This is a genomic window from Bradyrhizobium sp. CCGUVB1N3, from assembly GCF_024199925.1.
GTDB lineage: Bacteria > Pseudomonadota > Alphaproteobacteria > Rhizobiales > Xanthobacteraceae > Bradyrhizobium.
Genome location: NZ_JANADR010000001.1, coordinates 1,909,261 through 1,935,980, shown reverse-complemented (window position 1 = coordinate 1,935,980; position 26,720 = coordinate 1,909,261). Strand labels below are relative to the sequence as shown.

Genomic DNA, 26,720 nt, shown 5'->3' with positions numbered 1-26,720 from the left:
ACGTACATGAGCGCCTGTTCCGATAATTCGAATAATTACGGGGCTGAGCCATGAAAAGATATTCTGTCGCATACGCCACGTTGTTCGGTCTGGGCTGCACGCTCGCAGCATCAAGTCATGCGCAAGAAGTCAAGCTGCAGGATGAATGGTCGCCTCCGCGCGAGGCGAAGGTTTCTCCGGTCACTCAAGACCAGCTCAATGCAGCGGACAAGAATGCAACGAACTTTCTGCTGACCAACGGCAACTACGCTCAAACGCGCTTTCATCCTGCAAAGCAGATCAACCGCGACAATGTGAAAAACCTGCACGTCGCCTGGATCTTCCAGGCCGAGGTCAAGGAATCCCTCGAAACGTCGCCCATTGTGATCGATGGTGTGATGTACGTGACGACATCGTTCAGCCATGTCTATGCGATCGACGCTAAGACGGGCGAACAGCTCTGGCACTATAGCCACAAGATGGGGCCCATAACGACCTACTGCTGCGGTCCCAATAATCGCGGTGTCCAGGTTCTCGGTGACAAGGTTTACCTGGCCACGCTGGACTCCAAGCTGGTGGCATTGAATGCGAATACCGGCGAAGTCGTCTGGAGCAGCGATATCGCTGATCCCGAGTTCGGCTACAGCGAGACGATGGCTCCGACGGTCGTCAAGGACAAGGTCTTGATCGGCACCAACGGCGGCGAATACGGCGTCCGCGGCTTTGTCAGGGCCTATGATGCGAAGACCGGCAAGCTGGTCTGGAATTTCGACACCATCCCAGAAAATTCCGTCGGCGTCTGGGCAACCAAGGACGCTACTGGGCGCGACATGCATCGCGATATCCAGGCTGAAAAGGACCAACTCGCCAAGATCGGCGACCCCTACAAGAAGCTGGGCGGCGGCGTCTGGCAAAATCCCGCTGTCGATCTCTCCACCAACCGGATCTATTTCGTGGTCGGCAATCCATCTCCCGACCTCGACGGTGCGCCGCGCCCCGGCGACAATCTCTACACCAACTCGCTGGTATCGCTTGACTTGGATACCGGAAACTTCGTCTGCCACCTTCAGTATATTGCCCACGACGTCTGGGATCTCGATGCCGCGAGCCCGCCGGTGCTGGTGGATGTGCAGGACAAGGACGGCAAGACCATTCCGGGCGTGATCCATGCCGGCAAAACCGGTCACATCTATGTTCACGACCGGAAAGACTGCAGCCTGATCCGGTTCTCTGAGGCGATGGTGCCGCAGGAGAATATGTGGACCTTGCCGACCAAGGAAGGCGCGCGCATGCTTCCAGGGGCAAACGGCGGCGTCGAATGGTCGCCGATCGCTACCGACCCCGGACAGGGGCTCGCCTACGCCATCAATCTGCATCAGCCCATGCACTACCGGGTCGAGAACTCGCCCTATCCGAACGGCAAGCTCTGGCTTGGTGGCGCCTTCACGGCCATTCCAGGTGAGAAGCAGGCGGGAAATATCACCGCAGTCGACTACAACACCGGCAAGATCAGATGGCAGGTGAAAACGCCAGAGCCGATGATCGGCGGCATTCTCGCCACCGCGGGCGGTCTGGTCTTTACTGGTGAAGGCAACGGCAAGTTCGCTGCCTACAACTCGTCCACCGGCAAGGAATTGTGGAGCTTCCGCGCCGGTGCGGGCGTCAATGCACCGCCGTCCAGCTATTCGGTGGGCGATAAGCAATACATCGTGGTCGGCGCGGGCGGTAACACTCAGGTGAACTTCAGGCGTGGCAACAACATCATCGCCTTTACGCTCGATTGAACGAACGTCGCGATCACAGATGCGGGGCCATGGTCGGCCCCGCTTCTGTAAACCCCACCGGAATTCGACGGTCTGCAATGTGAACTGGGTGATTTCGATCGGGACGATCCTCGGGGCATTGTTGACCGCAGCCCCCGCCTTTGCACAAAGCATCGCGGAAAAAGTCGAGGTCTGCGCCGGCTGCCACGGCCAGGACGGCAAGCCGAGCAACGAGTCGATTCCCATCATCTGGGGACAGCAAGCCGGCTACATCTACATCCAGCTGCGCGACTTCAAACGGGGTGACCGCAAGAACGAGATTAAGCAGCTGACCGTGTCGTCCTTCGAGAAGGACGATATGCTGGCGATCGCGGAGTATTTCGCACAAAAGCCGTGGCCTGATCTGGGCCAACCCCGCGCGCCGAAGCATGTGGCCCAGCAGGCGCTCAGCGCCGAGCATTCGGTAGGCTGCACCGGCTGTCATCGCGATCAGTTTCAAGGTAGTGGCACCACACCGCGCCTGGCCGGGCAGAGCCGGGAATACCTCGCCAAGACAATCGCCGATTTCCGCACCCGTGCGCGCGGCAACAACCCCGGCATGACCGATCTGATGCTCGCCACGCCTGTCGACGATCTTGCAGCGCTCGTGCAATATCTCGCTGGTCTTTAGACTAAAGCTCGATGAGATTGGGAAGGGTCATCATCGCGCTTTAGCTTCTTGTTTGAGCATGATCTCCGCGCAAACGCGTTCCGCGTTTGTCGCGAGGGAAAACCGCTTCACACTTTTCCGGATCATGCTCTAGGACGTGCCCTCGCTACGGTGTGGCCAGTCGATCACGCAACAACGATAGTGAGGTGAGATCCGCGGCGCGTTTGCCCGCGTTGTCCTTGAGCGAAGGATCGGCGCCTCGCGCGAGCAGGAGACCGGCGATCTCAGCGCGCCCGCCTTCGGCGGCGATCATGAGAGCCGTCCGGCCGCGGGCATCGCGATCATCGATGTGCGCGCCTGACTCCAGTAGATACTTCACGACCTTGACGGCCTCCGTCTCCGGAATTTTTTCATCCGGACCCGCAGCCCACATCAGCAGCGTCAGATCATTCCGATAGCGGGCATTGATATCGATGCTTCGCGAAAGCAGGCGCTTCACAATGTCAAGCCGGGCGCGGGCCGCCGCGTAGACAATCGGTGGCTTTCCGGTGTCGTCGGAGACGCGTTCGTCGGCGCCATGCGCGAGTAGCGTCTCGATGATTGCGTCGCTGCCCGCATAGGCGGCGGCCGCGACCGGTGAAACTCCACTGCGTCCGGTGAGTTTGACGTCGGCGCCGCGTTCAACAAGTCGCTGCGCGACAGCGACCTGACCGCGTTCAGCCGCGAAGTATAGCGCTGTCGCGCCTGCGAGATTGCGCGCATCGATTGGAGCGCCACGCGCAAGCAAAAGATCGACCATTTCCAAGTGGCCGGATCGCGCGGCGTGGCTGAGCGGGCGGGCTCCAAACCGGTCGCGCGCGTCCACCGACGCGCCATAGTCCAGCAGCTCGGTCGCCAACTCGGTGCAATTCTCGTCCGCTACCGAGAATAGAAGTAACGATACCTCCATTGCAGTGATCTGAGATTGCGCGGTTTGAAACCGAAGGCCGATTTCCCGACATTTTTCTGAGTCGCCAGCGAGGCCAGCCGACGCAGACCAAAGTACGAGCATTGCGGCCGAGCATGGAGCTCCAACGTGCCGGGACAAGAGACAATCCTCCCTCGTCATTATTCATGCAACATGACACAGCGCTTGGTCGATGCCAAGTTGCCGGCATCACCAAAGCTGCTGATCCGCCTGGCTCGACGACCACAGCGAAGAAGTGTCGTTTTAGCGCGCGGGTCCCTTCTTTCAACGCTGCAACGATCATCTCAACAACGCCGGTAGGCGGCCGTCGCCTGACGGACGTGTCGGCTGGCGCTGGGCTGACGCTTAGGGCGATCCTTCTCGTGCAATGGCAAAAGGAGCGGCCGTCAGCCAAAAGCTAGGGCGTGTACTCATAAACCAACGCAGGCGGGTCAGCGACTGGCCACTTCGAACCCCAGCTACGCAAAATAGTCCCCCTCGCGTCGAGTTCGTTTCGGCTCGTCGGTTTTTAGCAAGAAAACTCCGAGAACGGGCTAGTTATTTCTTGTAACCCACATAGTAGACGCCAATTTGAGCGCCCGAGCTATCCATCATCGGCTCGTAGCCCGTTACGTAGGGTGTTCCCAGAATAGGGACTTCGCCATAATGCGCTTTGCCTGCTTTGATCGACTCGAGCGCCGGTCCTGCCAGTACGGTGCCCACCGCTCGACCGCTGCCGTCGGGCTTCGGTACACTCGTGGCGACGCGGATGTATTCGTCTCCACTTTTCGCGAACAGAGTGGCCGTCATCCCTTTGCCGTCTTCCTTTCCAATTGCGTCAACAATATCGAAATTGTTGTTGACCTTGGTCGTACCGAAATACAGGGCAGGAGCTTCCTTGCCGCCGACCGCCTCTTTGCCGTCGAGCTTTGGCGCTCCCAGTTTCGCTGTCATAGACTTCAAGGTCTCCATGGATTTTGTGACCCTCGGGTCTGCCTGAGCGTGCCCGACGCTAGGAGCCATCGCAGACGTTGCCATGAAGCCAGCGGCTAGAATGCCGGCGAAAAGAGTCTTCCGATTCATTGTGACCTCCCGGTGCAAAAGCGATGGGACAGCGCCCAATCGCTGACAGAACTAAAAATCGTAATTTGAGACGTATTTGCCTGCCGACAGCACGATGGCTGCCTGTGTCGCACCACCGGGAATTCGGCGTTTCCCGTCGGCAGCTCCAAACAATATTATACCCGCGCGATGGTCACCAAAAGACTTTTGACGGCGCGCTCTGGTTGCGGACCGATGAGGACGCTTCCGCATTCGAAGCATTTTATGAGTACACGCCCTAGCATAATGCTCCTGAGGACACTGAGTCCGCTCCTGGCCATCGCGTCGTTTTGCTGCTCCTGCACAAAAGTGGTCATTATTGGAGCGAAGCGGACATGACCCATGCGTGCGCGCCTAGCTGCGGTAGTAGCGCCACATCCTCAGGAACGTGCGATGGATCATGTCGGGCGGCTGGTCGAACGGCTCGACATTGATCCGCACCATGTTGGTGTGGCTCATCCGCCAGGGCAGGCGCATCAGCCAGCGCCAGGACGGCTGCTTGCGCCAGTCGGCGACCAGCGCGCTGGTCAAAGGCGCGTTGAGGACGATTTGCAGCTCGTGCACCGTCATCGCGCGTTCGGCGATCTCGACGAGATCGATGCGCTCGATTGCGCGCCACCGGACTAGGCCGAAGGCCTGGATGAAGATGCCGTATTGATTGGCACCGATCGTGGGGCGGCCGGTCTCGAGCAGCGGAATGTTGTAGTAGGTGAAGCCGGCAGCGAGCGCTGCGAGCACAAGCCAATACAGCGCGCCGGTGAGGAGGGCGGCTGTGCAGAAGATCGCGGCCAGCGCCGCCGTCACGTAGACGGGGAAATAGGTGTCGTCGCGGCCATAGGCGACCGAGTAGCCACCAACGTTTCCCTCGTCCAGGGTTGCGATCATGGACGTGAAGGCTACGACCAACAGCCGCAAATAAAAACGGCCGCAAAATAAAAACGGGGCCGCGAAGGGCCCCGCCTAAGTCGCTCAGCGTTCCGCGATCTTACTTGATCTTGGCTTCGCGGAATTCGACGTGCTTGCGCGCGACCGGGTCATACTTCTTCTTGACCAGCTTGTCGGTCATGGTGCGCGAATTCTTCTTGGCGACGTAGTAGAAGCCAGTGTCAGCCGAGGACACGAGCTTGACCTTGATGGTGACCGCTTTGGCCATGTTCAGGACCTCTGAAATAAAGGGAATCTGGAGCCGGCCAAACGGCCCGCGTTGGCCGGCAACCTAGCCACAAACCGCCTGATGTCAAGGTTTTAGGGGACGAAAAGCACCCAAATCGGCCCGATTAACCCGCGAAGAACCGGTTTTTCGGCCGCGGCAGGCCCAGATTCTCCCTCAAAGTGGCCCCTTCATACTCTTTGCGGAAAATCCCGCGCTTCTGCAGTTCCGGGACGACCTTGTCGACGAAATCGTCGAGGCCTGCGGGCAGGAACGGGAACATGATGTTGAAGCCGTCGGAGCCGCGGCTGAGGAGCCATTCCTCCATCTGGTCGGCGATGGTTTTGGCGGTACCGACGAAGGCGAGCCCGCCATAGCCGCCGACGCGCTGGGCGAGCTGGCGCACGGTGAGCTTGTCGCGCGCCGCGAGATCGACCATCCGCTGCCGGCCGCTTTTGCTGGCGTTGGTCTCAGGGATCGGCGGCAACGGCCCATCGGGGTCGAAGCCGCTCGCGTCGGTGCCGAGGATGACCGAGAGCGAGGCGATGGCGCTGTCGTAATGCACGCGGCTGTCGAGCAGGGCGCGCTTCTCCTTGGCCTCATCGACGCTGTCGCCGACCACCACGAAGGCGCCCGGCAAAATCTTCAGGTGCTCGGGATCGCGCCCGATCTTCTCCATCCGGCCTTTGATGTCGGCATAGAGCTTCTGCCCGTCGGCAAGGCTGCCGCCGCCGGTGAACACGGCCTCCGCGGTTTCGGCTGCGAGCTGCTTGCCGTCCTCGGACGCGCCGGCCTGCACGATCACCGGCCAGCCCTGAACGGGGCGGGCGATGTTGAGAGGACCACGTACCTTCAGATATTTGCCCTGGTGGTCGAGCACATGCATCTTCGTGGGATCGAAGAACAGGCCGTCTTCGACGTCGCGCACGAAGGCGTCGTCGGCGAAGGAGTCCCAGAGACCGGTAACGACGTCATAGAATTCTCGCGCGCGCTTGTAGCGCTCGGCGTGCTCCATGTGGTCGTCGAGACCGAAATTCAGCGCCGCGTCCGGGTTCGAGGTGGTGACGATATTCCAGCCCGCGCGACCGCCGCTGATGTGGTCGAGCGAGGCAAAGCGCCGCGCGACGTGATAGGGCTCATCAAACGTGGTCGAGCCCGTCGCGATCAGGCCGATTCGCTCGGTCACGGCGGAGAGCGCTGACAAAAGCGTGAACGGCTCGAACGACGTCACCGTGTGGCTGCGCTTGAGTGCATTGATCGGCATGTTCAGCACGGCGAGGTGATCGGCCATGAAGAAGGCGTCGAACTTGCCGGCCTCGAGCTTCCTGATCAGCGTCTTGATGTGGCCGAAGTTGAAATTGGCGTCGGGCCAGGCGCCCGGATAGCGCCAGGCGCCGGTGTGAATTGAGATCGGGCGCATGAACGCGCCGAGCTTGAGTTGCCGTTGTGCCATCGCCCCGTTCCGTGTTGGGTGTCGTTGCAAGAGACATAGGTGCGGCGTGAAGCTCCGCCATCGCTGGAGGCTGGAAGATTTTTCCGTTTTTTGATGCACACTCAGCACGTCATTCCGGGGCGCCGCGTGAGCGGCGAGCCCGGAATCCGTCGAACCGATCGGCATCCTGATCCGACCAAGCCATGACTTCGACCCGTGAGGAGACAGGCAATGGCCAGCGCAATGGCAGTGGACGGCTCAATCCGCATCGATCGGCCGATGCCCTGGATCGGCCGGCTGTTGTCGCTGCCGCTGCTTGCGGCGAGCGCCTATTTGCTTTGGAACGTGGGCCTCGGGCTGCGACAGGACCTGCTTGGATTCGGACGGCTGGCGGATGACTGGGGGCCTGTGCTGGTCTTCACGGGTCTCGGCCTTGTGGTCGGCATTCCCGGCCTCATCCTGCTGACATTCCGCTATTTCATCGTTCTGAACGACACACAGCGTCAGGTCGTCATCACCAGGCAGTTCGGACCGCTGAATATCCGCAGCTCGCGCAGTCTGTCGGACTACCACCTCATCAGCATCACCGATGACTGCGATCCGGAGCTGACGATGTACGACGTCAACCTCTGCGGCAACAAGGGCACCACGCCGATCACGCTGTCGAGCTTCACCAGGCGCGAAGACGCGACCGAGCTTGCCAATGAGCTCGGTCGCAAGCTCAAGCTTCCGGCACGCGACTATGTCGGCACCGAGCCTGACGCGGACGAGTGATCCGTCTCAGGTCAGCTCAAAATGTCCTTCTGCATCTTGCCGCCGTAAAAATGGAAGAACGGCACCGGGGCGTCATGGCGGAGCGGGCCGGTGGCGAGCCGCTTGTCCAGCTCGTTGAGCACGTTCCGCGTCATCGGATGCAGGTCGGCGAGGGGCTGTGAGCCGAGCTCGACCCAGACCAACTCGACCAGCTCGGCATCGGCATGCACCACGCCCTCGACGCGATGGGTGATGGCCGAGGCATCCGCGGTGAAGAAGCGCGTGTCGAAGCGCTTGACGCGGCCGGGTGGTGTGATCGCGCGCGCGATCAGAAACAGGCCGGAGGGATCGGGCAGCAGGCTCGCATCGGCAAACGGTTGCCAGGGGCCGTCAAGCTTCGGCGCCTTGCCCTCATGCTGACGCCCAAGGCAGAGACCGGTTTCCTCGCAGGCCTCGCGGATCGCGGCGACCGCCAGCGATTTTGCACGCGAGGCCTCGGTCTTCGGGCTGCCCTTGAACAGATTGGCCTGAAGCTCCGGCGTGATCGGCGCCGCGCAGGGCACGCGATAGTCGGCCTTGTCGACGCGACCGCCGGGGAAGACGAACTTGCCGGGCATGAACACCACCTTGTCGTGGCGCTTGCCGACCAGCACTTTTGGAACGGAGCCGCTGCGATCGACCAGGATCAGGGTGGCAGCATCCTTCGGCCGAAAATAAGGATGGTGATCGGGCTCCTTCTCGTCGTGAACCCTTTCTTTCTCCGCCTGCGCCGTATCCGTCATGTCCTCACCCGAACTGTTTTCTTCATTTTGTTTTTTGAGCATGATCTGATCGGAAAACCGCTGCACGCTTTGCGCAAACGCGGCCCTTCGGGTCCGGATCATGCTCTACACCGGCGGAATACCATCCGGCGGATTGTCGTCAAAGCCGTGCATGCGCAGGGCCCATTGCAGGCCGACCACGGCGCCCTTCACCGGTTGCAGCAGCGCGAGCGATGCGACGAAGGTGAAGGGCAGATAGGCGGCGAAGCTGATCCAGACCGGCGTGGTGTAGTTGGTCTCGATCCAGAGGATGGTTGGCACCACGATATGGCCGACGATGACGATCACGAGATAGGCCGGCAGGTCGTCGGCGCGATGCGGCGTGAAGTCGAGCCCGCAGGCCGAGCAGTTGTCTGCGGTTTTCAGGAACGCGCGGAACAGCTTGCCCCGGCCGCAACGCGGGCAGCGGCCGCGAAAGCCGCGCTTCATCGCATCCCAGACGTCGCGCTTCTCGGTGAGGCCGGTCTCGCGCGTCCAGATCTTTGGCGCCGTGCTCATCGCTTCCATGCCTTGTTCTTTCCCTTGCCCTTCGCGCCCTTGCCCTTCTTTCCCTTGCCGGACTTCTTCTGCCGCTCCGGCTTGCGCTTCTTCTCGGGACTGCGTCCGGGGCGCGCCTTCGCCGATTTGCGCTGCGGACGAAAGTCCCGGCGGCCGCGCGGTGTGCTCTCGCCCGCCGACAGCAGCTCGAAGCGCAGCGCGCCGGCTATGGGAGCAGCTTCTATCAGACGGACGTCGACGACATCACCCAGCTGGTGCATGGCACCGCTGCGCGAGCCGACGAGGGCGTGGCGGCTCTCGTCATAGTTGAAATATTCCGTGCCGAGGGATCGGATCGGGATCAAGCCGTCAGCGCCGGTGTCGTCGAGCTTGACGAACAGGCCGGCGCGCGTGACGCCGGAGACCCGGCCCTGGAACGTCGCGCCGATGCGATCGGCGAGATGATGCGCAATGAGCCGGTCGACGGTCTCGCGCTCGGCCTTCATCGCGCGCCGCTCCGTGACCGAAATATGCGCGGCGACTTCGCTTAAGGTTTCCGGCGTCTCGCTGTCGGGCAGTGCGCCTTCGCCCAGGCCCAGCGCGCGAACCAGCGCGCGATGCACCACGAGGTCGGCGTAGCGGCGGATCGGCGAGGTGAAATGCGCGTAGCGGCGCAGGTTCAGGCCGAAATGGCCGTAATTCTCGGCGGAATATTCGGCTTGCGCCTGCGCGCGCAGCACCACCTCGCTCACCAGCGGGTAGTAGTCGTGACCCTCGAGCTGGGCCAGCACGCGGTTGAACAGGGTCGGGCGTAGCGGACCGCTCTTGGCAAAGGGCACGTCGAGCGTCTCCAGAAACTCCTGGAGCGCGTGGACCTTTTCCAGCGTCGGCTCGTCGTGCACGCGATAGATCAGCGGCAGCGACTTCTTCTCCAGCATCTCGGCTGCCGCGACGTTGGCGAGGATCATGAACTCCTCGATCAGCCGGTGCGCGTCCAACCTTTCGGGGACGACGACGCGATCGACTGTGCCGTCGCTCTTCAACAGGATCTTGCGCTCGGGCAGATCGAGATTGAGCGGATCGCGCTCGTCGCGGGCGCGCTTGACGCAGGCGTAGGCGGCATAAAGGGGTTTGAGGATCGGATCGAGCAGGGGGCCGGTGGTGTCGTCCGGCCGGCCGTCGATCGCTGCCTGCGCCTGCGCATAATGCAGTTTTGCGGCCGAGCGCATCAGGATGCGATGGAACGAGTGCGAGCGCTTGCGGCCGTCGGGGCCGATCACCATCCGCACGGCGAGGGCGCCGCGCGGCTCGCCCGGCACCAGCGAGCACAGATTGTTGGAGATCCGCTCAGGCAGCATCGGCACGACGCGGTCGGGGAAATAGACGGAGTTGCCGCGGTCGATCGCGTCGCGGTCGAGCGCAGTGCCCGGGCGGACGTAGAAGCTCACATCCGCAATCGCGACATTGACGATGAAGCCGCCCTTGTTGTTCGGATCCGGATCGGCCTCCGCATGCACCGCGTCGTCGTGATCCTTGGCGTCGGGCGGATCGATGGTGACGAGCGGGACGTCGCGCCAGTCCTCGCGCCCTTTCAGGTTCGCCGGTTCAGCCGCTTCTGCCTCGCGCTCCGCAGCGGGGGAGAATTGCAGGGGGATATCGTGGGCGTAGATCGCGATCAGGCTGATTGCCTTCTCCGACTTGACCGAGCCGAGCTTCTCCTTGACCCGGCCCGACGCGAGGCCAAAGCCGCGCGAGCGCACGATGTCGACGCTGACGAGGTCGCCATCCTGCGCGCCTTGCGTCTCGGTCTTCGCAATGTTGAGTTCGCGGTCGGCGAACTTCTTGTCGACCGGCACGAGCCGTCCGCCGCCCTCGGGCAGGCTGCGGAAGACGCCGAGGATGCGGCTCTTCGCCTTGTCGATGACCTTGATGATGTGGCCCCGCCAGGCGGGACCTTCGGTCTCGTCGGAGCGCTCGATGCGAAGCAAAGCGCGGTCGCCGACGCCGGCCGCCGTGCCCGGTTTCGGCCGGCGCGGCATCTCGATGAGGATTTTTGGCGGTTCGCCGCTTTCGACCTCGTCCCACTCTGCGGGGGAGGCGATCAACTCGCCATCGCTGTCGCGGCCGGTGATGTCGGCGAGCAGCGTCGGCGGCAGGCTGTCCGGCTCCGAAACCGTGTGGCGCTTTTTCTTGATGATTCCGTCGTCGGCAAGCTCGCGCAGCATGCGCTTGAGCTCGACGCGATCGGCGTTCTTCAGGCCGAACTCGCGCGCTATTTCGCGCGTGCCGACATTTCCTGGATTTGCCTTGATGAAGGCGACGATGGCGTTCCGATCGGGAAAGCCAAGGTCATTCTTACGTTTCACTTAACCTCTAATTCTTGCCGGCACTCTTCTTGGCCGGTGCCTTGGCCGCGGCAGATCCCTTGGTCGGCGACGTCTTGGCCGTCGACGACACGGCTGCGCGCGCCTTGCTGGTTGATTCAGATTTCGTCTTGGCCGCGGCTTTTTTCGCGGCCGGTTTCTTTGCTGGCTTGGGCGCGTCCTCGCCCTCGGCGGTCTTTGCCTTGGTCTTTTTCGCCTTCGCCTTCTTTGCTTTGGCCTTGCCGCCACCCTTGGCGGCGCGCTCGTCGATCAGCGCGATCGCCTGCGGCAGCGTGATCGCGTCCTTCTCGATCTCGCTCGGGATCGTGGCGTTGACGCCGCCGGCGGTGACGTAGGGGCCGTAACGGCCGGCCTTCACGGTGACCGTACCAAGCGTCGGGTGATCGCCGATCGCCTTGCCGGGATCGGCGCCGAAGCGCCGGCTCGGTCCCTTGGCCGCCTTTTCCGCGATCAGCGTCACCGCGCGGTTGAGGCCGATGTCGAAGACTTCGTCGCCGGCCTCCAGGCTGGCATACGTCTTCTCGTGCTTCACGAACGGCCCGAAGCGGCCGAGACCGGCGGTGATCGGCTGGCCGGTTTCCGGATGCTTGCCGATCTCGCGCGGCAGCGACAGCAATTTTAGCGCAAGCTCGAGGTCGACATCGCCGGGCGAGGTGCCTTTCGGGATGCCGGCGCGCTTCGGCTTCTCGCCTTCCGCATAGTCCTTCTGCTCGCCGAGCTGGATGTAGGGCCCGAAGCGGCCGGCCTTGACCCAGACCTCGAAGCCGGTGTCGGGATCCTGACCGAGGGAGCGGTCGGCGCTCGCTTCACCGTCGGCGGCGAGCTGGCGGGTGTAGCGGCATTCCGGATAGTTGGAGCATCCGACGAAGGCGCCGAACTTGCCGGCCTTCAGGTTGAGCTTGCCGCTGCCGCAGCTCGGGCACTGCCTGACGTCGCCGCCATCGGCGCGGGGCGGATAGATGTGCGGCCCGAGCATCTCGTCGAGCACGTCCAGCACCTGCGCGACGCGCAGATCCTTGATCTCGTCGACGGCGCCGATGAAGTCGCGCCAAAAATCCTTCAGCACCTGCTGCCAGGAAATCTCGTTGTTGGAGATGCGGTCGAGCTGCTCCTCCAGACCGGCGGTGAAGTCGTATTCGACGTAGCGGCTGAAAAAGCTCTCCAGGAACGCAACCACGACGCGGCCCTTGTCCTCGCCATGCAGGCGCTTCTTCTCGAGCTTGACGTAGCCGCGGTCCTTCAGGACCTGGAGGATCGAGGCATAGGTCGAGGGCCGGCCGATGCCGAGCTCTTCCATGCGCTTGACGAGCGAGGCTTCCGAGAAGCGCGGCGGTGGCTCGGTGAAATGCTGGGTGACGGCAAGCGACTGACGCTTCACCGCGTCGCCTTCGCTCATCGCGGGCAGGCGGCGGGAGTCCTCGTCCTCCTCGTCGTCGCGGCCCTCCTGGTAGAGCGCCAGGAAACCGTCGAACTTGATGACTTGGCCGGTGGCGCGCAGCTCCAGCGTGCGGGAGCCTGCCTTCGCCGTGATGTCGACGGTGGTGCGCTCCAGCTCAGCCGATTCCATCTGGCTTGCGATGGTGCGCTTCCAGATCAGCTCGTAGAGCTTGGCCTGATCGGCATCGAGCTTCCGGGCCATGCTGGCGGGACGGCGGGAGAGGTCGGTCGGGCGGATCGCCTCATGCGCTTCCTGCGCGTTCTTGGCCTTGGCCTGGTACTGGCGGGGGCTGTCCGGCACGTAGGCGTTGCCGTAATCCTCGCCGATCACCTTGCGCGCCTGGGTGATCGCTTCGGGCGCGATCTGCACGCCGTCGGTACGCATATAAGTAATGAGTCCGGTGGTCTCGCCGCCGATGTCGATGCCCTCATAGAGCCGCTGCGCGATCCGCATCGTATGCGCCGGCGCAAAGCCGTATTTGCGGCTGGCTTCCTGCTGGAGGGTGGAAGTCGTGAACGGCGCCTGCGGATTGCGCCGGGCCGGCTTGGCGTCGACCGCGGTCACCGCGTAGGTGGCCAGTTCCAGCGCCTTCTTGAAGTCTTCCGCTTCCGCACCGGTGCCGATGTCGAGCCGCTGGATCTTCTTGCCGTCGGCGCCGACGAGGCGCGCCTCGAAGGCGTCGCCGCGCGGCGTCAGCAGGGTCGCGATCAGCGACCAGTATTCGCGCGCGACGAATTTCTCGATCTCGAGCTCGCGGTCGCAGACGAGGCGCAGCGCCACCGACTGCACGCGGCCGGCCGAGCGGGCGCCCGGCAGCTTTCGCCACAGCACGGGGGAGAGGGTGAAGCCGACCAGATAATCCAGCGCGCGGCGCGCCATATAGGCGTCGACCAGCGCGCCGTCGATCTGGCGCGGATGCTTCATGGCTTCCGAGACCGCCTGCTTGGTGATGGCGTTGAACACCACGCGCTCGATCTTCTGGTCCTTCAGCGCGCGCTTCTCTTTCAACACCTCCAGCACGTGCCAGGAGATCGCCTCGCCCTCGCGATCGGGGTCGGTCGCCAGAATCAGGCGGTCGGCGCCCTTCAGCGACTTGGCAATGTCATTGAGCCGGCCGGCCGCCTTGGGGTCGACCTCCCAGATCATCTTGAAATTTTCGTCCGGATCGACCGATCCGTTCTTGGCCGGCAAGTCGCGGACATGGCCGAACGAGGCCAGAACCTCGTAGGACGAGCCCAGATACTTGTTGATCGTCTTGGCTTTCGCCGGCGACTCCACAATGACGATATTCATGTAGTTCCAGTAACTTACGGGAGAAATTTAGGCCAAATTCGAAGGGACTCGGGTCGGCCGTTTCGACCCGAACATGGGTGGTGAGGCCGTCCCTGTCAAATCGAGGGGTGTTGAACAAGTCGAAAATGAGCAAAGTTTCATATCGAGAAAGTTGTAAAATACCGCCTTGGAGTTGTGATGCGGGGCGGCGTAGACTCCGGGCCGGACTAGGATTCGGATGGGGTCTGGTGACAAAACCAGCAAGGAAGCGAACGCAGGCGGCCTCGGCCGGAGGAAAGCGTTCGCGGAGCGAGGAACCGGGCGAGGGCGGGGCGGACGAGGCTGTCGCGTTCATCGCCGAGCAGGTGGTTCACCTGCGCCAGATCGCCGAGCGCCACAAGCTCGACGTGCTGCATTATCTCCTCGGCATGACCCAGCTAGAGGCCGACGAACACCTCCGCCTGCGCAGCAAGCGCAAGCTGTCGTGAGGGGGCTGCCGTAGCAGCTGAATCCGTCATCCTGAGGTGCGAGCAGCGCAGTGCGTCGGCACTGCGCTGAGAGCCTCGAAGGATGCACGGCCCCGCTGCTGCAGCCAGGCCATCGCCCTTCGAGGCCTCCGCTTCGCTCCGGCGCCTCAGGGTGACGGGCTATGATTTGAGCAAGCGGCTTTCAACGCGTCATTGCGAGCGCAGCGAAGCAATCCAGAATTTTCCCGCGGTTAGCTGAATGGATTGCTTCGCTGCGCTCGCAGCCAATACTCGACATTCAAGGTCGAACGCGAATGGCGGTGAGCCAAGGCAGGTCATCTCATTCGGGCACGCCAGCGATACGACAGGCTTCGATATAGAGTTCAATATCCTCCTGCCGAAACATCTTTGAAACCCGTTTCCGACTTCCAGAAATCGTCCAAACAAAGCCGGCTTCACGCCGACGGGCCACCAACATCTGCGCATCGGGAATACGGCCCAGCATGGCGTAACTCGCCATGGCAATCGCGATGGCCGGGACGTAGTTTTTTTGACGGGCCAGCGCTTTGGTAACCCATGAAACGGCAACCTCGAAGCGACGCAAAAAGAAATTGGCGAACGCCAGTCCGGACTCCACAAGGTAGATTTCCGGATCGAGGGGATTGAGCCGCATGGCGTGCTGGAATTGTTCGATGGCGGCCTCGTGTTGACCGAGATAAGCACTGATCCAGCCGCGCATTCGCCAAGCTACGGACAAATTGGGGTTTACGGCAATTGCTTGATCCACAATCACATCCGCAGTTCTGGTGTCCCCTAGATTACGGCCGAAGAAGTTTGCTGCCCGCGCAAGGGCAAACGCGTCATCCGCTCCCACTTCGATTGCGCGCAAAGCATATTGCTTGCCTTCGGCCGCAACATCGTCGTTTGTGATCCAACCAAGCTCTTCCTGCCCAATATAACAGTCCAAGGCCAGGCCATACGCGGCTGCAAAATTGGGATCGAGTGAAATCGCTTGCCGGGCAAGCCGCAAAGCATCTTCATATCCTTGGCGGGTAACGCGCCGATGAGAGTGGAGAGCGCGGTAATACAGATCAACGGCGTCGAGGTTTTCAGTCGGTTTGCGCTCCGACCGATCGATTTCCGCCTGTACAAGGCGCGGCTCGATTGCCGCGACTACGTTGGATGTGACCTTATCCTGAAGCGCAAAGATGTCATCCAGAGGTCCGTCAAACCGATCAGCCCATAGATGTGCTCCGGTAGCGGCCTCGATGAGCTGGCCGCTGATGCGGATCTTGCCGCCAGTCTTTCGGACACTACCTTCCAGCACGTAGCGGACGCCCAGCTCTCGTCCAACCTGCTTGATCTCGACAGCCTTGTCCTTGTAGGTGAAGCTCGAATTGCGGGCGATGACGAACAGCGATTTGAACCGCGAGAGCGCGGTGATGATGTCCTCCACCATGCCATCCGTGAAGTATTCCTGCTCGGGATCGCCCAACATGTTCTCGAAGGGCAGGACGGCTATGGAAGGCTTTTCGGGGAGCGGCAGCGGCTTCCTGGCCTCTGGAGCCGGCGCAGAAACCGCTCCGTCCTTCAATCTTGCTGCGTAGATGCGAACGGGGCGATCAATGTTTTTGAGGTTCTGCTCGCCTAGATCGACGAACTCAACAGCGACCTTGCCGCGAACCTGATCATAGGCAAATGACGAGATGCAGATGCCGCCGGGTTCTGCGATGCTCTCAAGCCGAGCCGCAATGTTGACTCCGTCTCCAAAGATGTCGTGGGCCTCGACGATTACGTCGCCGATATTGACGCCCACGCGGAAAGCGATGCGCCGGTCTTCAGCCTCACCGATTGTAAGTTCCTTGGTACGGGTCTGGAACTGCAGAGCAGCTCGAACAGCTTCGACCGCGCTCGGAAACTCTGCCAGGAACCCGTCGCCCGTGTTCTTCACGATGCGGCCCCCGTGTTCCGTGATCGCGGGCGCGACACCATCCGCGAGGAGGGCCGCCAGTTTGGTATGCGTGGCCTCTTCATCCTTGTGCATAAGCCGCGAATAGCCAGCCACGTCAGCGGCCACAACAGCTACTAGTCGACGCTCGACGCGCTCGCCCGCCACGAAGCACCCGGTGGTTGATTGGAGCCAAAGTATCAAACCATAGGGACCGGCCTCGCGCTAGCGGGGTATGCTGCGTGTACCGCGTCAAATGCCAGCTTCGGGTCAAAGCCCGGCAAGTTCTGATCAAGCGGAGCGTTTCCACCCCGCCGCGAAAAGCTGACATCCGCTAGCCTGCGCGCCGATTTCGCCGCGGCTTGAGCATGGTGTCGGCGGCACCGAGCAACTTTCCGTCCTCTGCGCGCAGTTCGAGCTTCTTCACGGGGCGGCCCTTGTCGCGATCGACCAGGATGGTTGCGATCTCCTCGGGATGATCGTCGAACTCCTCGCTCCATTGGCGGAGCGCGACCAGGACGGGGAAGACGCCGCGGCCTTTTGGTGTGAGCACATATTCAGAATAGGCGCTGCCGTCGGAGGCGGGGGCGATCTTCAGGATGCCGTGGTCGACCAGCGCGCGCAGCCGCGTGGCGAGGATGTTCTTGGCCATGCCGAGCTTGCCCTGGAACTCGCCGAAGCGGCGCACGCCGAACAACGCCTCGCGGATGATGAGGAGCGACCACCAGTCGCCTATCGCCTCCAGCGATCGCGCGATCGGGCAGGAGTCGCCCTCGAAGCTCGTTCGTTTCACCATCGTGCCGTTTCCGTTTGCCTGCGCGCTCTCGCGCCGATCACGCGCTTGTGTGGTTGCATTATAAAACCAGATGGCCTAGATGGCAATCGAGTTTCATTATGCAACCACTGGAGGCGAGCGTGAGATTGAAAGGCAAGACGGCATTCATCACCGGCGGCAACAGCGGCATCGGGCTTGCGACGGCAAAGCTGTTCGTGGCGGAGGGCGCCAAGGTCACCATCACCGGGCGCAACAGGGAGACGTTGGAGGCTGCCGCGCAGGAACTCGGGACCAACGGTCTTGCGGTGGAAGCCGACATCAACGACGTCGCCGCGACCGAGAAGGCGATCGCGCGCGCTGTCGAAAAATTCGGCAAGCTCGACATCGTCTTTGCCAATGCCGGCATCCCCGGCAATACGCCGCTCGGCGGCACCACGCTGTCCGCCTTCGAGCAGGTGATCCGCACCAACATCACATCGGTGTTCTTCACCGTGCAGGCGGCGCTGCCGCATCTCAATGACGGCGCCTCCATCATACTCAACGGCTCGGTGATCTCGGTGCTTGGCAATCCCGGTTATTCCGCCTACGCCGCGAGCAAGGCCGGCGTGCGTGCGATGGCGCGCGTGATGGCGTCCGAACTGTCGCCGCGCAATATCCGCGTCAACGTGGTGGCGCCGGGCGCGGCCCGCACGCCGATCTGGAAGGGCGCAGCACCGACAGACGAGGCATTTGCCGCGCTGGAGAGCCGCATCGCCAAGACCACGCCGCTGGGGCGAATTGGTGAAGCAGATCACATTGCGAAGACGGTGCTGTTCCTCGCCTCCGATGATTCCGCGCACGTCCAGAGTGCTGAGATCTTCGTCGATGGTGGCGCGACCGGCTCGCCTGCGGGCGCGCCGATCTTTCGCGGTTGATCAGATGTCGATCGGATGAAGTGAAAATTTGAATCGGCCGGCGGAGCGGTTGCGCCGGCCGGTTCCCTCGTCTCACGGAGGTATTTTCAAAACTGTCCGTGATGCGTTGAACCTTGGCGTGTGCTGCATAGACCCTTCTACGGGCAGGGGTCATAAGACCCATTTAAGGGAGCCCGTGATGCCGAAAGCAGCACGTATTTTTTCATCGATTTCAGCACCGCGTATTTACACCGAACGTTCTGCCATCCCTGCGAAGAAGTCAGACTCGCATCAGCTCGTTGCGGTCGCCTTGTTCTCCTGCATCGGACTGTTCATCTCGCTCGTCGCCGTCATCTTCGGCATTCAGGGGATGTGGTTTTAGCGCGGCAAGAGACGCGCTGGTGCAACTGCCGCCGCCCGCATGCGGCGGCGACAGAAGGCGTCGGCGTGAGGCCTATGCGGCGCGCAGGCTGGTCGCGGCCTGAAGCGCGCCGGCGATGGCCTTCTCGCGGTGATCCGGTCCGACCTGGATGCCGTCGGCGATGATGAATTCCGGGCTGATCCCAATGAAGCCGAACACGCTGCGCAGATAGGTTTCGAGGTGCTCCAGAGCAGCGAGCGGCGTGCCGGCTCCGTAATAGCCGCCGCGGGAGATCGCCACGATCACGCGCTTGCCGCCGGCAAGCCCTTCGGGTCCCGTGGCGCCATATTGAAAGGTCTTTCCTGCCACGATGATGCGGTCGATCCAGGCCTTGAGCTGGCTCGGGATGGTGAAATTGTACATGGGAGCGCCGATCACGACGATGTCCGAGCTGAGGAATTCTTCCAGCGCGGTTTTGCTGGCGGCGAGGTCGGGCCCGAGTTCGGCCGGCGCCGGGGCACCCTGTGCGGCGGCAAGGTGCGATCCGGAAAGGTGCGCGAGCGGCGCCTGGGTCAGATCACGATAGACGACGTCGAGGGACGGCGTGGCCTGGCGCAGCCGGTCGGCGACAGCCGCCGAAACCTGCCGGCTGACGGAGTGGGGGCCGAGGACGCTGGAGTCGATGTGGAGGAGTTTCATTGGGGTCACCTATGGTATAGATTTGTAACCCGCACTACATGAGTGACTACCGGAATCCCCGCAAGAACGCACTTTTTTGAGCCGAGGGCACATTTTTGAAACCGACACACAGCCATTTGCCCGTCTTGCCGGTGCCGCATCCGGACCATGCCGACTGCCGCGGCGTCGCTTCCATCCTTGCGCGCGTCGGCGACAAATGGAGCGTGTTCGTGATCATGATGCTCGGCGACGGGCCGAAGCGTTTCAATGAGCTCAAGCGGATGATCGCCGGCATCTCGCAGCGGATGCTGACCCTGACGCTGCGCGGGCTGGAGCGCGACGGACTCGTCACGCGCACGATCTTCCCGACCATTCCGCCGCGCGTGGACTACGAGCTGACTGATCTCGGCCGCGGGCTGGCTCGCCCGGTCGAGGCGCTCGGCATGTGGGCGAAGGAGCATCAGACCCAGATCGAGGCGGCGCGGGCACGCTTCGACAAACGCAATCAGGGCTGATGTGAGCTGTTGGGCTGAATCACGTTTGGTTGGAGCGATTTAGCCCGGTCCACCTCGGGGGTGGCACGAAGTCCTGCGGCGCCCCGCCTATGGCGGGCTTTCTACTTTGCATGGGGTTGTTTTCGACCTTTTTCGGTTCGTGCCTCAGAGCAGCGAGACCAAGCCGCCGCCGTGACGCTCGAGGCGGCCGGCGAGTTCGAGTTCCAGCAGCACGGTGCGGACGATCGCAGGCGAGGCGCCGGACATCCGCACGAGATCGTCGATCGAGATCGGCACGGGGCCGAGCAGGCCGGTGATCTGGTCGCGGTCATGTCCTTGCGGATCGCTTTCAAAGGGTTCGCTGTCGGGCTCGCCGGCCGGATGCATGATCGGGCGCTCCATGATCGGCTGCACCGCATTGACGATGTCGGCGGCTTCCGTGACGAGCGTTGCGCCCTGCTTGATCAGATCGTTGGTGCCGGCGGCGCGTGGGTCGAGCGGCGAGCCCGGCACGGCAAAGACCTCGCGGCCCTGTTCGGCCGCCATGCGCGCAGTGATCAGCGAGCCCGAACGCTGCGCGGCCTCGACCACGACCACGCCGAGGCAGGCGCCCGAGATCAGGCGGTTGCGGCGGGGAAAGTCGCGTGCGCGCGGCTCGTGGCCGAGCGGCATCTCGGAGATCCCGGCGCCGCTCTGGTCGAGGATCGCGGCGAGCAGATCCTCATGCTCGGGCGGGTAGATGCAGTCATGGCCGCCGGCCAGCACGGCGACCGTGCCGCTCGCGATGCTCGCGCGGTGCGCAGCCTGGTCGACGCCGCGCGCAAGCCCTGAGATGATCACGAAGCCGGCCTCGCCGAGCTCGCGCGCGAGTTGACCGGCAAATTTGAGCCCGGCGCCGGAAGCGTTACGCGAGCCGACGATCGCGATCATCGGCCGCATCAAGGTCGCGGCGTCGCCGCGCACGGCAAGCATGGGCGGCGCGTCGTCGATGGTCGCCAGCCGCGAGGGATAGCCGTCCTCGCCGGGCGCAAGCCAGCTCACACCGAGTTTCCGGCTCGCCGCAAGCTCGGCCTTGGCTTCGTCAGCCGAACAGATGCGTCCCGACCGCGCCGCGCCACCGCGGCGCGCGAGATCCGGCAGCCGCTCCAGCGCGGCGCGCGCGCTGCCAAAGTGATCGACCAGCGAGCGGAAAGTGCGCGGGCCGACATTGTCCGAGCGGATCAGCCGCAAGCGGTCGATCCTGTCGGCCTCGGTCAGCTCGATCGTTGAGTTGATGGCGTCCACGGCGTCTCCTTGCGCGCGCAGCATGGAACAACCTGGGCGCGTGGGCAACAGGGTGCCTGCGCTTGCGCGGCCTCCTCGCGATGTTAAAAGCGCTCCCAACAACAAGGATTTGCCCATGATTTCACTCGCCGACCTCCAGCGCCGCATCGACAAGGGCGAGCTTTCTCCGGATGCGGCGATCGCGCAGTCGCTGGATGCGATCGAGGCGCGGGAGAAGGACGTCCGGGCCTTCGTCTGCCACGCCAAGTCTGCGAAGGCGCAACGCTCGGGTCCGCTGCGCGGCGTTGCGGTCGGCATCAAGGACATCATCGACACCGCGGATTTCCCGACCGAGATGGGCTCGGCGATCTATCGTGGCTGGCAGCCGCGCGCGGATGCGCCGGTCGTGATGATGCTCAAGCGGGCCGGGGCCACCGTCATCGGCAAGACCACGACGACCGCCTTCGCCGCGAACGATCCGACCGTCACGCTCAATCCGCACAATCCCGGCCACACGCCGGGCGGCTCCTCCGCGGGCTCGGCGGCAGCGGTGGCTGCCGGCATGATCCCGCTCGCGCTCGGCACGCAGACCGGCGGCTCGGTGATCCGGCCCGCGGCCTATTGCGGCGTCGCGGCGATAAAACCGTCGTTCCGCCTTCTGCCGACGGTGGGCGTCAAATGCTTTTCCTGGGCGCTCGACACGGTCGGGTTGTTCGGTGCGGGCGTCGACGACATCGCGCGCGGATTGTTCGGGATGACCGGCCGGGCGGAATTCTCCGACATCGTCGCGGCGACGTCGCCGCGCATCGGCGTGGTCGGGCAGGAGTTCGCCGGTCCGGTCGAGCCCGCAGCCGAAGAGGGGCTCGCCGCCGCGATCAAGGCTGCGAAGCGTGCCGGCGCGAGCGTCGAGAGCGTCGACCTGCCGGAACTGGTGCGGGAGGCCTGGCGCATTCACCCCGTGATCCAGGTGTTCGAGGCGCATCGTGCGCTCGCCTGGGAGTTTTCCGAGCGTCACGACGAGATCGCGCCGATGCTGCGCGCGACCCTCGATGCAGGCGTCGGGGTCACGCCGCGCGAATATGACGAGGCGCGCCGGATCGGCCGTCGCGGCCGCCGCGAGCTTGGCGAAGTCTTTGAGGGGGTCGACGTGCTCTTGACCTATTCCGCGCCGGGCACCGCGCCAAAGGGGCTCTCGTCGACCGGCGATCCCCGCTACAACCGGCTGTGGACGCTGATGGGCAATCCTTGCGTCAACGTGCCGGCGCTCAAGGTCGAGGGCCTGCCGGTCGGCGTGCAGGTGATCGCGCGCTTTGGCAATGATGCGGGCGCGCTGGCCGCAGCGCGCTTCCTCGAGAACGCGCTCGCGGCGTCAAGCTAGCGCGGGCTCGGCGGGCATGCGCTGAACGGACCGCTCGCTACGCGTCTCCTGCAGCAGCCAGCGGTCGGCAGCGGTGCGGCCGCTCCGGTGCAACAGGCGGATGAAGCCGCGGCCGAGATCGGTCGATGAGCGCTGCGCCAGCCCCTCGATCTCGTCCTCCGCCGCGATCCGGAATAAGCGCAGTGCCGGTGCGGAGCCGGCGCGTGCCCATTCCACCGCGGCGATCTCGGCATTGAGCGCGGCGTTGGCCGCGATCTGGTCGAGCCTGCGGTCGATCGCGGCGAGTGTGATTGGCACGTAGCTGTCGCGCGAGGGCGTCACCTGGACGACGAGCACGTCGGACGCGCGCGATTCCTGCACCAGCCGCACCAGCGGCGGATTGCCGCCATAGCCGCCATCCCAATAGGCCTCGCCTTCGATCTCGATGGCGCAATGCACCAGCGGCGGACAGGTCGAGGCCAGCGCGACGTCGGCGGTGATCGCGTCGTTCGAAAACACCTGCTGGTGCCCGTCACGGATCCGCGTCGCCGCGATCAGGAGCTTGGGGCAGGCCTTGCCGCGCAGCGCCGCAAAATTGATGTCGCGCGACAGCGCCTGCCGCAGCGGATCGAGATCGAACGGATCGAACTGGCCGGAGCGCAGCGTCGGCCCGAATGCCACGGAGCTTCCCGCCGGCGAAAAGCCGCCGACCAGCATCAGCGAGCGGAATGAGGCCTCGTGCATCAGCCGCACCCAGAACCGCTCGAGGCGGGCCCGCGCGCCCTCGCGGCCGCCCTCGGCGAGGCCGCCAGCGAGGAGCAGTGCGTTGATGGCGCCCGCGCTGGCGCCGCTGATGGTGTCGAATTCGAGTCCCGGCTCTTCCAGCAGGCGCTCCAGCACGCCCCAGGTGAAAGCCGCAAAGGTGCCGCCGCCCTGGAGCGCCAGCGACAATTTTCGCGGCGGCCATTGCTCGGCGAGTGTCACGCTCGGCGCGACGGCGGTCACTGGTTCGATCGGCGGAACTGCCGGCGCGACGGGAGCAGGCGCGGGTGATGGCGGCGATACGGGCGCAATCTCAGCGACAGGAGGCGGAGAGGGCGCGCTAGACCAGATGTCCGCGGCGGAGAGCAGCATGCTTGCGGGCGTGCGCGCAGCACCCTGCAAACTACCTTCGTCATGCGCGCCGACAATCTTCTTGCTCATTCTGAGCTACCGCGTAACGCCATTTCTGCCGTCAGGATGACAGGCCTGGAACCCGTTGACCACTCCGGCCGGGAACAGGCCGAAAGTTGCGAACAGGAATTGGCATATATTGCGGAAGGGGTGCGGCGATATCCGTATTTTTTCCGGACTAGGATTTCTGGCCGATCCGGCTCTCGGTGCCCGATTGCAACCGCCTGATGTTCTCGCGGTGCATGTAGAACAGGAGCAGCGTCAGCACCGCGAACAGCGAGGCGATCGCGAGGTGGCCGAACCACCACAAAAAGATCGGCGTCACGAAGGCCGCTACCAGCGCCGAGAGCGAGGAGTAGCGCGAGGTGAAGGCGGTCGCGAGCCACAGCAGGCAGAAGAACAGCGCGCCCGGCCAGAACAGCCCGAGCAGGATACCGATATAGACCGCAACACCCTTGCCGCCTTTGAATTTCAGCCAGACCGGGAACAGGTGGCCGAGGAAGGCGCCAAGGCCGGCGATCATCGCCGCATTGGGCCCGGCGAGATAGCCAGCGATCACCACCGCCGCGGTGCCCTTGAGCGCGTCGAGCAGCAGTGTTGCCGCCGCAAGCCCCTTGCGGCCGGTGCGCAGCACGTTGGTGGCGCCGATATTGCCGGACCCGATCGAGCGCAGATCCTGCGTGCCGGCCAGTTTCGTCAGGACGAGGCCGAAGGGGATCGAGCCGAGCAAATAGCCGATGACCAAGGCCACGGGGAGGAAAGCTTCAAGTCCCATCGCCGCATCCCCATGTCCGGTGTATTTCCCGCGCATGATTAGACATGCTCGAACACCGTCCGCCCGCCGACGACGGTACGCACCACCCGTCCCGAGAAGCGGGCTTCGTCGAACGGTGTATTCTTGCACGGCGATTTGAGGTCGGCGGGATCGAGCACCCAGGGCGTGTCGGCATCGATCACGACGACGTCGGCCGGCGCGCCGGGGCGCAAGGTGCCACCGGGCAGGCCGAGCAGTTCGGCCGGCCGCGTCGACATCGCCCGGATCAGCGTCTTCAGCTCCATCTCGCCATTATGCACCAGCCGCAGGCCCGCCGACAGCATGGTCTCGAGGCCCACCGCGCCGGGAGCTGCTTCCGCAAACGGAAGGCGCTTGCCTTCGACGTCCTGCGGATTGTGGTCGGACATGATGACGTCGACGAGGCCGGAGCCGACGGCCGCAACCAGGGCCCGCCGGTCGTCCTCGGTGCGCAGCGGCGGCGACAGCTTCAGGAACGTCCGGTAAGGCCCGATATCGTTCTCGTTCAGCGCGAGATGGTTGATCGAGACCGAGGCGCTGACGGCAAGACCGGCGTCGCGGGCGCGCTTGAGAATATCGAGTGAGTCGATGCAGGACAGCGAGGCCGCGTGATAGCGGCCGCCGGTCAGCGCGACGAGGCGCATGTCGCGCTCCAGCACCACGGCTTCCGCCGCGTTCGGGATACCCATCAGGCCGAGGCGGGTTGCGAACTCGCCCTCGTTCATGACGCCTTCGCCGACGAGGTTGGGATCCTCGGTGTAATGCACGATCAGCGCGTCGAAATCGCGCGCATAGGTGAGGGCCCGGCGCATCACCTGCGCATTGGTGACGCTTCTGTCGCCGTCGCTGAAGGCGACCGCGCCGGCAGCTTTCAGGAGACCGAACTCGGTCATCTCCTCGCCGCGCATCCCCTTGGTCAGGGCGGCCATCGGCTGGATGTTGACGATCGCGGTGTCACGGGCTCGGCGCATCACGAAGTCGACGGTCGCCGAATTGTCGATGACGGGTAAGGTGTCCGGCTGGCAGATCACGGTGGTGATGCCGCCGGTCGCCGCCGCCTGGCTCGCGCTCGCAAAGGTCTCGCGATGGCCATAGCCGGGCTCGCCGGCGAAGGCGCGCATATCGATCAGGCCGGGGGCCACGATCTTGCCGGAGCAGTTGACGATGTCGGTGCCCTCGGGGACGCCGGCGGCGCCGATGCCGCGGCGGGTCTCGCGGACGGTGCCATCGGCGATCAGGACGTCGCCGATGCCATCAAAATCCCTGGAGGGATCGACGACGCGGGCGTTGGCGAGCAGGATCGGGCGGCGGTCGGTCAGCATGGGCATCACGCGTTCGGCAGGTTACGGGCGAGCGCTTCCAGCACCGCCATGCGCACGGCGACGCCCATCTCCACCTGTTCGCGGATCAGGGATTGCGCGCCGTCGGCGACCGCGGTGTCGATCTCGACGCCGCGGTTCATGGGACCGGGGTGCATCACCAGCGCATCGGGTTTGGCGTAGGCGAGCTTTTTCTGGTCCAGCCCGAAATAGTTGAAGTACTCGCTGGTGGACGGCACGAAGGAACCGTTCATGCGCTCCCGCTGGAGCCGCAGCATCATGACGATGTCGGCGCCTTCCAGGCCTTCGCGCATGTCGCGCGCAACTTCGACGCCCATCCGCTCAATCCCGGGCGGCAGCAGCGTGGAGGGCCCGACGACGCGGACGCGGGCGCCCATGGTGTTGAGCAGGATGATGTTGGAGCGGGCGACGCGCGAATGCAGCACGTCGCCGCAGATCGCGATCACGAGGCCCTCGATCCGGCCCTTGTTGCGGCGGATGGTCAGCGCGTCCAGCAGCGCCTGCGTCGGGTGCTCATGCGCGCCGTCGCCGGCATTGATCACGGAACCGTCAACCTTGCGGGCCAGAAGTTCCACGGCGCCGGAGGCATGATGCCGCACCACCAGGATGTCCGGGTGCATGGCATTCAGCGTCACCGCGGTGTCGATCAGCGTCTCGCCCTTCTTCATGGAGGAGGAGGAGACCGACATGTTCATGACGTCGGCGCCCATGCGTTTGCCGGCGATCTCGAACGAGGATTGGGTGCGGGTGGAAGCCTCGAAGAACAAGTTCACCTGCGTCCGCCCACGCAGGACGGCGCGTTTCTTGTCCACCTGGCGGTTCACCTCGACATATTCTTCGGACAGGTCGAGGAGGCCGGTGATGTCGGCCGCGGAAAGGCCCTCGATGCCCAGCAAATGCCGGTGACCGAGGACGAAGGTCGATTTCGATGCAGGGGTCATTAAAAGCAGAGCTATAGGCGGGGATGGGTAAGGGGGCAAGGGCCAAAGGTAGGGAAGTGAGTTATCCCCTGA

25 protein-coding genes are annotated in these 26,720 nt (G+C 63.7%); 8 read left to right on the top strand and 17 right to left on the bottom strand.

Translation table 11 applies throughout. The features are described 5' to 3' along the window. Positions 1-50: 50 nt before the first annotated feature. Together NLM33_RS09160 and NLM33_RS09155 are read left to right on the top strand one after the other, a co-directional pair. The gene (locus NLM33_RS09160; RefSeq protein WP_254095754.1) at positions 51-1,763 is read left to right on the top strand and encodes a PQQ-binding-like beta-propeller repeat protein; all 1,713 of its coding nucleotides are present in this window, start codon (positions 51-53) and stop codon (positions 1,761-1,763) included. A gap of 79 nt (positions 1,764-1,842) precedes the next feature. After that, positions 1,843-2,412: a c-type cytochrome gene (locus NLM33_RS09155; RefSeq protein WP_254095753.1), complete on the top strand. Its 570-nt coding sequence runs from the start codon at positions 1,843-1,845 to the stop codon at positions 2,410-2,412. A gap of 145 nt (positions 2,413-2,557) precedes the next feature. Here the strand turns inward: NLM33_RS09155 and NLM33_RS09150 are convergent, their stop codons facing one another. The 5 genes from NLM33_RS09150 to NLM33_RS09130 form a co-directional block, all read right to left on the bottom strand. Beyond that, the gene (locus NLM33_RS09150; protein WP_254095752.1) at positions 2,558-3,340 is read right to left on the bottom strand and encodes an ankyrin repeat domain-containing protein; all 783 of its coding nucleotides are present in this window, start codon (positions 3,338-3,340) and stop codon (positions 2,558-2,560) included. A gap of 555 nt (positions 3,341-3,895) precedes the next feature. Beyond that, positions 3,896-4,360 carry a Cache 3/Cache 2 fusion domain-containing protein gene (locus NLM33_RS09145; RefSeq protein ID WP_256570606.1) on the bottom strand — a complete coding sequence of 155 codons (465 nt, stop codon included), beginning with the start codon at positions 4,358-4,360 and terminating at the stop codon, positions 3,896-3,898. A gap of 432 nt (positions 4,361-4,792) precedes the next feature. Next, positions 4,793-5,323, bottom strand: a complete 531-nt coding sequence (locus NLM33_RS09140; RefSeq protein WP_254095750.1) for a hypothetical protein — start codon at positions 5,321-5,323, stop codon at positions 4,793-4,795. A gap of 100 nt (positions 5,324-5,423) precedes the next feature. After that, positions 5,424-5,591 carry a 50S ribosomal protein L33 gene (gene rpmG, locus NLM33_RS09135; protein ID WP_007603295.1) on the bottom strand — a complete coding sequence of 56 codons (168 nt, stop codon included), beginning with the start codon at positions 5,589-5,591 and terminating at the stop codon, positions 5,424-5,426. Between the two features lie 124 nt (positions 5,592-5,715). Next, on the bottom strand, positions 5,716-7,041 hold the full coding sequence (locus tag NLM33_RS09130; protein WP_254095749.1) for an LLM class flavin-dependent oxidoreductase: 1,326 nt from the start codon (positions 7,039-7,041) through the stop codon (positions 5,716-5,718). A gap of 210 nt (positions 7,042-7,251) precedes the next feature. Between NLM33_RS09130 and NLM33_RS09125 the strand changes: the two genes are divergently transcribed. Beyond that, positions 7,252-7,794 (top strand): hypothetical protein, encoded by a 543-nt coding sequence (locus NLM33_RS09125; RefSeq protein WP_254095748.1) that lies wholly within the window; start codon positions 7,252-7,254, stop codon positions 7,792-7,794. Between the two features lie 11 nt (positions 7,795-7,805). Here NLM33_RS09125 and NLM33_RS09120 read toward each other — a convergent pair whose 3' ends face one another. From NLM33_RS09120 to topA, 4 genes are all read right to left on the bottom strand, one after another. Next, on the bottom strand, positions 7,806-8,555 hold the full coding sequence (locus NLM33_RS09120; RefSeq protein ID WP_254105694.1) for an NUDIX hydrolase: 750 nt from the start codon (positions 8,553-8,555) through the stop codon (positions 7,806-7,808). A 105-nt stretch (positions 8,556-8,660) separates the two neighbouring features. Beyond that, positions 8,661-9,101: a DUF983 domain-containing protein gene (locus tag NLM33_RS09115; protein WP_254095747.1), complete on the bottom strand. Its 441-nt coding sequence runs from the start codon at positions 9,099-9,101 to the stop codon at positions 8,661-8,663. Then, positions 9,089-11,437, bottom strand: a complete 2,349-nt coding sequence (rnr, locus tag NLM33_RS09110; protein WP_254095746.1) for a ribonuclease R — start codon at positions 11,435-11,437, stop codon at positions 9,089-9,091. Before rnr ends, NLM33_RS09115 begins: the two co-directional genes overlap by 13 nt. Before the next feature lie 7 nt (positions 11,438-11,444). Then, a complete protein-coding gene (gene topA, locus NLM33_RS09105; protein WP_254095745.1) occupies positions 11,445-14,186 on the bottom strand; it encodes a type I DNA topoisomerase in 2,742 nt (913 codons plus the stop codon). Between the two features lie 227 nt (positions 14,187-14,413). On the opposite strand from topA, the gene NLM33_RS09100 reads away from it, so the two are divergent. Then, positions 14,414-14,653 (top strand): hypothetical protein, encoded by a 240-nt coding sequence (locus NLM33_RS09100; protein WP_254095744.1) that lies wholly within the window; start codon positions 14,414-14,416, stop codon positions 14,651-14,653. Between the two features lie 319 nt (positions 14,654-14,972). Here NLM33_RS09100 and NLM33_RS09095 read toward each other — a convergent pair whose 3' ends face one another. Together NLM33_RS09095 and NLM33_RS09090 are read right to left on the bottom strand one after the other, a co-directional pair. After that, positions 14,973-16,709, bottom strand: a complete 1,737-nt coding sequence (locus NLM33_RS09095; RefSeq protein ID WP_371930110.1) for an adenylate/guanylate cyclase domain-containing protein — start codon at positions 16,707-16,709, stop codon at positions 14,973-14,975. A gap of 205 nt (positions 16,710-16,914) precedes the next feature. Beyond that, positions 16,915-17,376, bottom strand: coding sequence for a helix-turn-helix domain-containing protein (locus NLM33_RS09090; protein WP_254095742.1), 462 nt, complete (start codon positions 17,374-17,376; stop codon positions 16,915-16,917). Between the two features lie 119 nt (positions 17,377-17,495). On the opposite strand from NLM33_RS09090, the gene NLM33_RS09085 reads away from it, so the two are divergent. Both NLM33_RS09085 and NLM33_RS09080 read left to right on the top strand, forming a co-directional pair. Continuing rightward, positions 17,496-18,269, top strand: coding sequence for an SDR family NAD(P)-dependent oxidoreductase (locus NLM33_RS09085; protein WP_254095741.1), 774 nt, complete (start codon positions 17,496-17,498; stop codon positions 18,267-18,269). A gap of 178 nt (positions 18,270-18,447) precedes the next feature. Beyond that, a complete protein-coding gene (locus NLM33_RS09080) occupies positions 18,448-18,630 on the top strand; it encodes a hypothetical protein (RefSeq protein WP_254095740.1) in 183 nt (60 codons plus the stop codon). Between the two features lie 72 nt (positions 18,631-18,702). Here the strand turns inward: NLM33_RS09080 and NLM33_RS09075 are convergent, their stop codons facing one another. Further along, on the bottom strand, positions 18,703-19,308 hold the full coding sequence (locus tag NLM33_RS09075; RefSeq protein WP_254095739.1) for an FMN-dependent NADH-azoreductase: 606 nt from the start codon (positions 19,306-19,308) through the stop codon (positions 18,703-18,705). 95 nt (positions 19,309-19,403) lie between these two features. Between NLM33_RS09075 and NLM33_RS09070 the strand changes: the two genes are divergently transcribed. Continuing rightward, a complete protein-coding gene (locus tag NLM33_RS09070; RefSeq protein WP_254095738.1) occupies positions 19,404-19,802 on the top strand; it encodes a helix-turn-helix domain-containing protein in 399 nt (132 codons plus the stop codon). A 144-nt stretch (positions 19,803-19,946) separates the two neighbouring features. Here the strand turns inward: NLM33_RS09070 and dprA are convergent, their stop codons facing one another. Beyond that, the gene (gene dprA, locus NLM33_RS09065) at positions 19,947-21,089 is read right to left on the bottom strand and encodes a DNA-processing protein DprA (protein ID WP_254095737.1); all 1,143 of its coding nucleotides are present in this window, start codon (positions 21,087-21,089) and stop codon (positions 19,947-19,949) included. Between the two features lie 91 nt (positions 21,090-21,180). Between dprA and NLM33_RS09060 the strand changes: the two genes are divergently transcribed. Next, the gene (locus NLM33_RS09060; RefSeq protein WP_254095736.1) at positions 21,181-22,422 is read left to right on the top strand and encodes an amidase; all 1,242 of its coding nucleotides are present in this window, start codon (positions 21,181-21,183) and stop codon (positions 22,420-22,422) included. Here NLM33_RS09060 and NLM33_RS09055 read toward each other — a convergent pair. The 4 genes from NLM33_RS09055 to NLM33_RS09040 form a co-directional block, all read right to left on the bottom strand. After that, on the bottom strand, positions 22,414-23,604 hold the full coding sequence (locus tag NLM33_RS09055) for a patatin-like phospholipase family protein (RefSeq protein WP_254095735.1): 1,191 nt from the start codon (positions 23,602-23,604) through the stop codon (positions 22,414-22,416). The two genes, NLM33_RS09060 and NLM33_RS09055, sit on opposite strands and share 9 nt — an antisense overlap. A gap of 148 nt (positions 23,605-23,752) precedes the next feature. Next, positions 23,753-24,349 carry a glycerol-3-phosphate 1-O-acyltransferase PlsY gene (gene plsY / locus NLM33_RS09050; RefSeq protein WP_254095734.1) on the bottom strand — a complete coding sequence of 199 codons (597 nt, stop codon included), beginning with the start codon at positions 24,347-24,349 and terminating at the stop codon, positions 23,753-23,755. Positions 24,350-24,387: 38 nt separating this feature from the next. After that, complete coding sequence (locus NLM33_RS09045; RefSeq protein ID WP_254105693.1) at positions 24,388-25,689, bottom strand: dihydroorotase; 1,302 nt, start codon at positions 25,687-25,689, stop codon at positions 24,388-24,390. A gap of 5 nt (positions 25,690-25,694) precedes the next feature. Then, a complete protein-coding gene (locus NLM33_RS09040; protein ID WP_027522965.1) occupies positions 25,695-26,648 on the bottom strand; it encodes an aspartate carbamoyltransferase catalytic subunit in 954 nt (317 codons plus the stop codon). Positions 26,649-26,720: the final 72 nt, after the last annotated feature.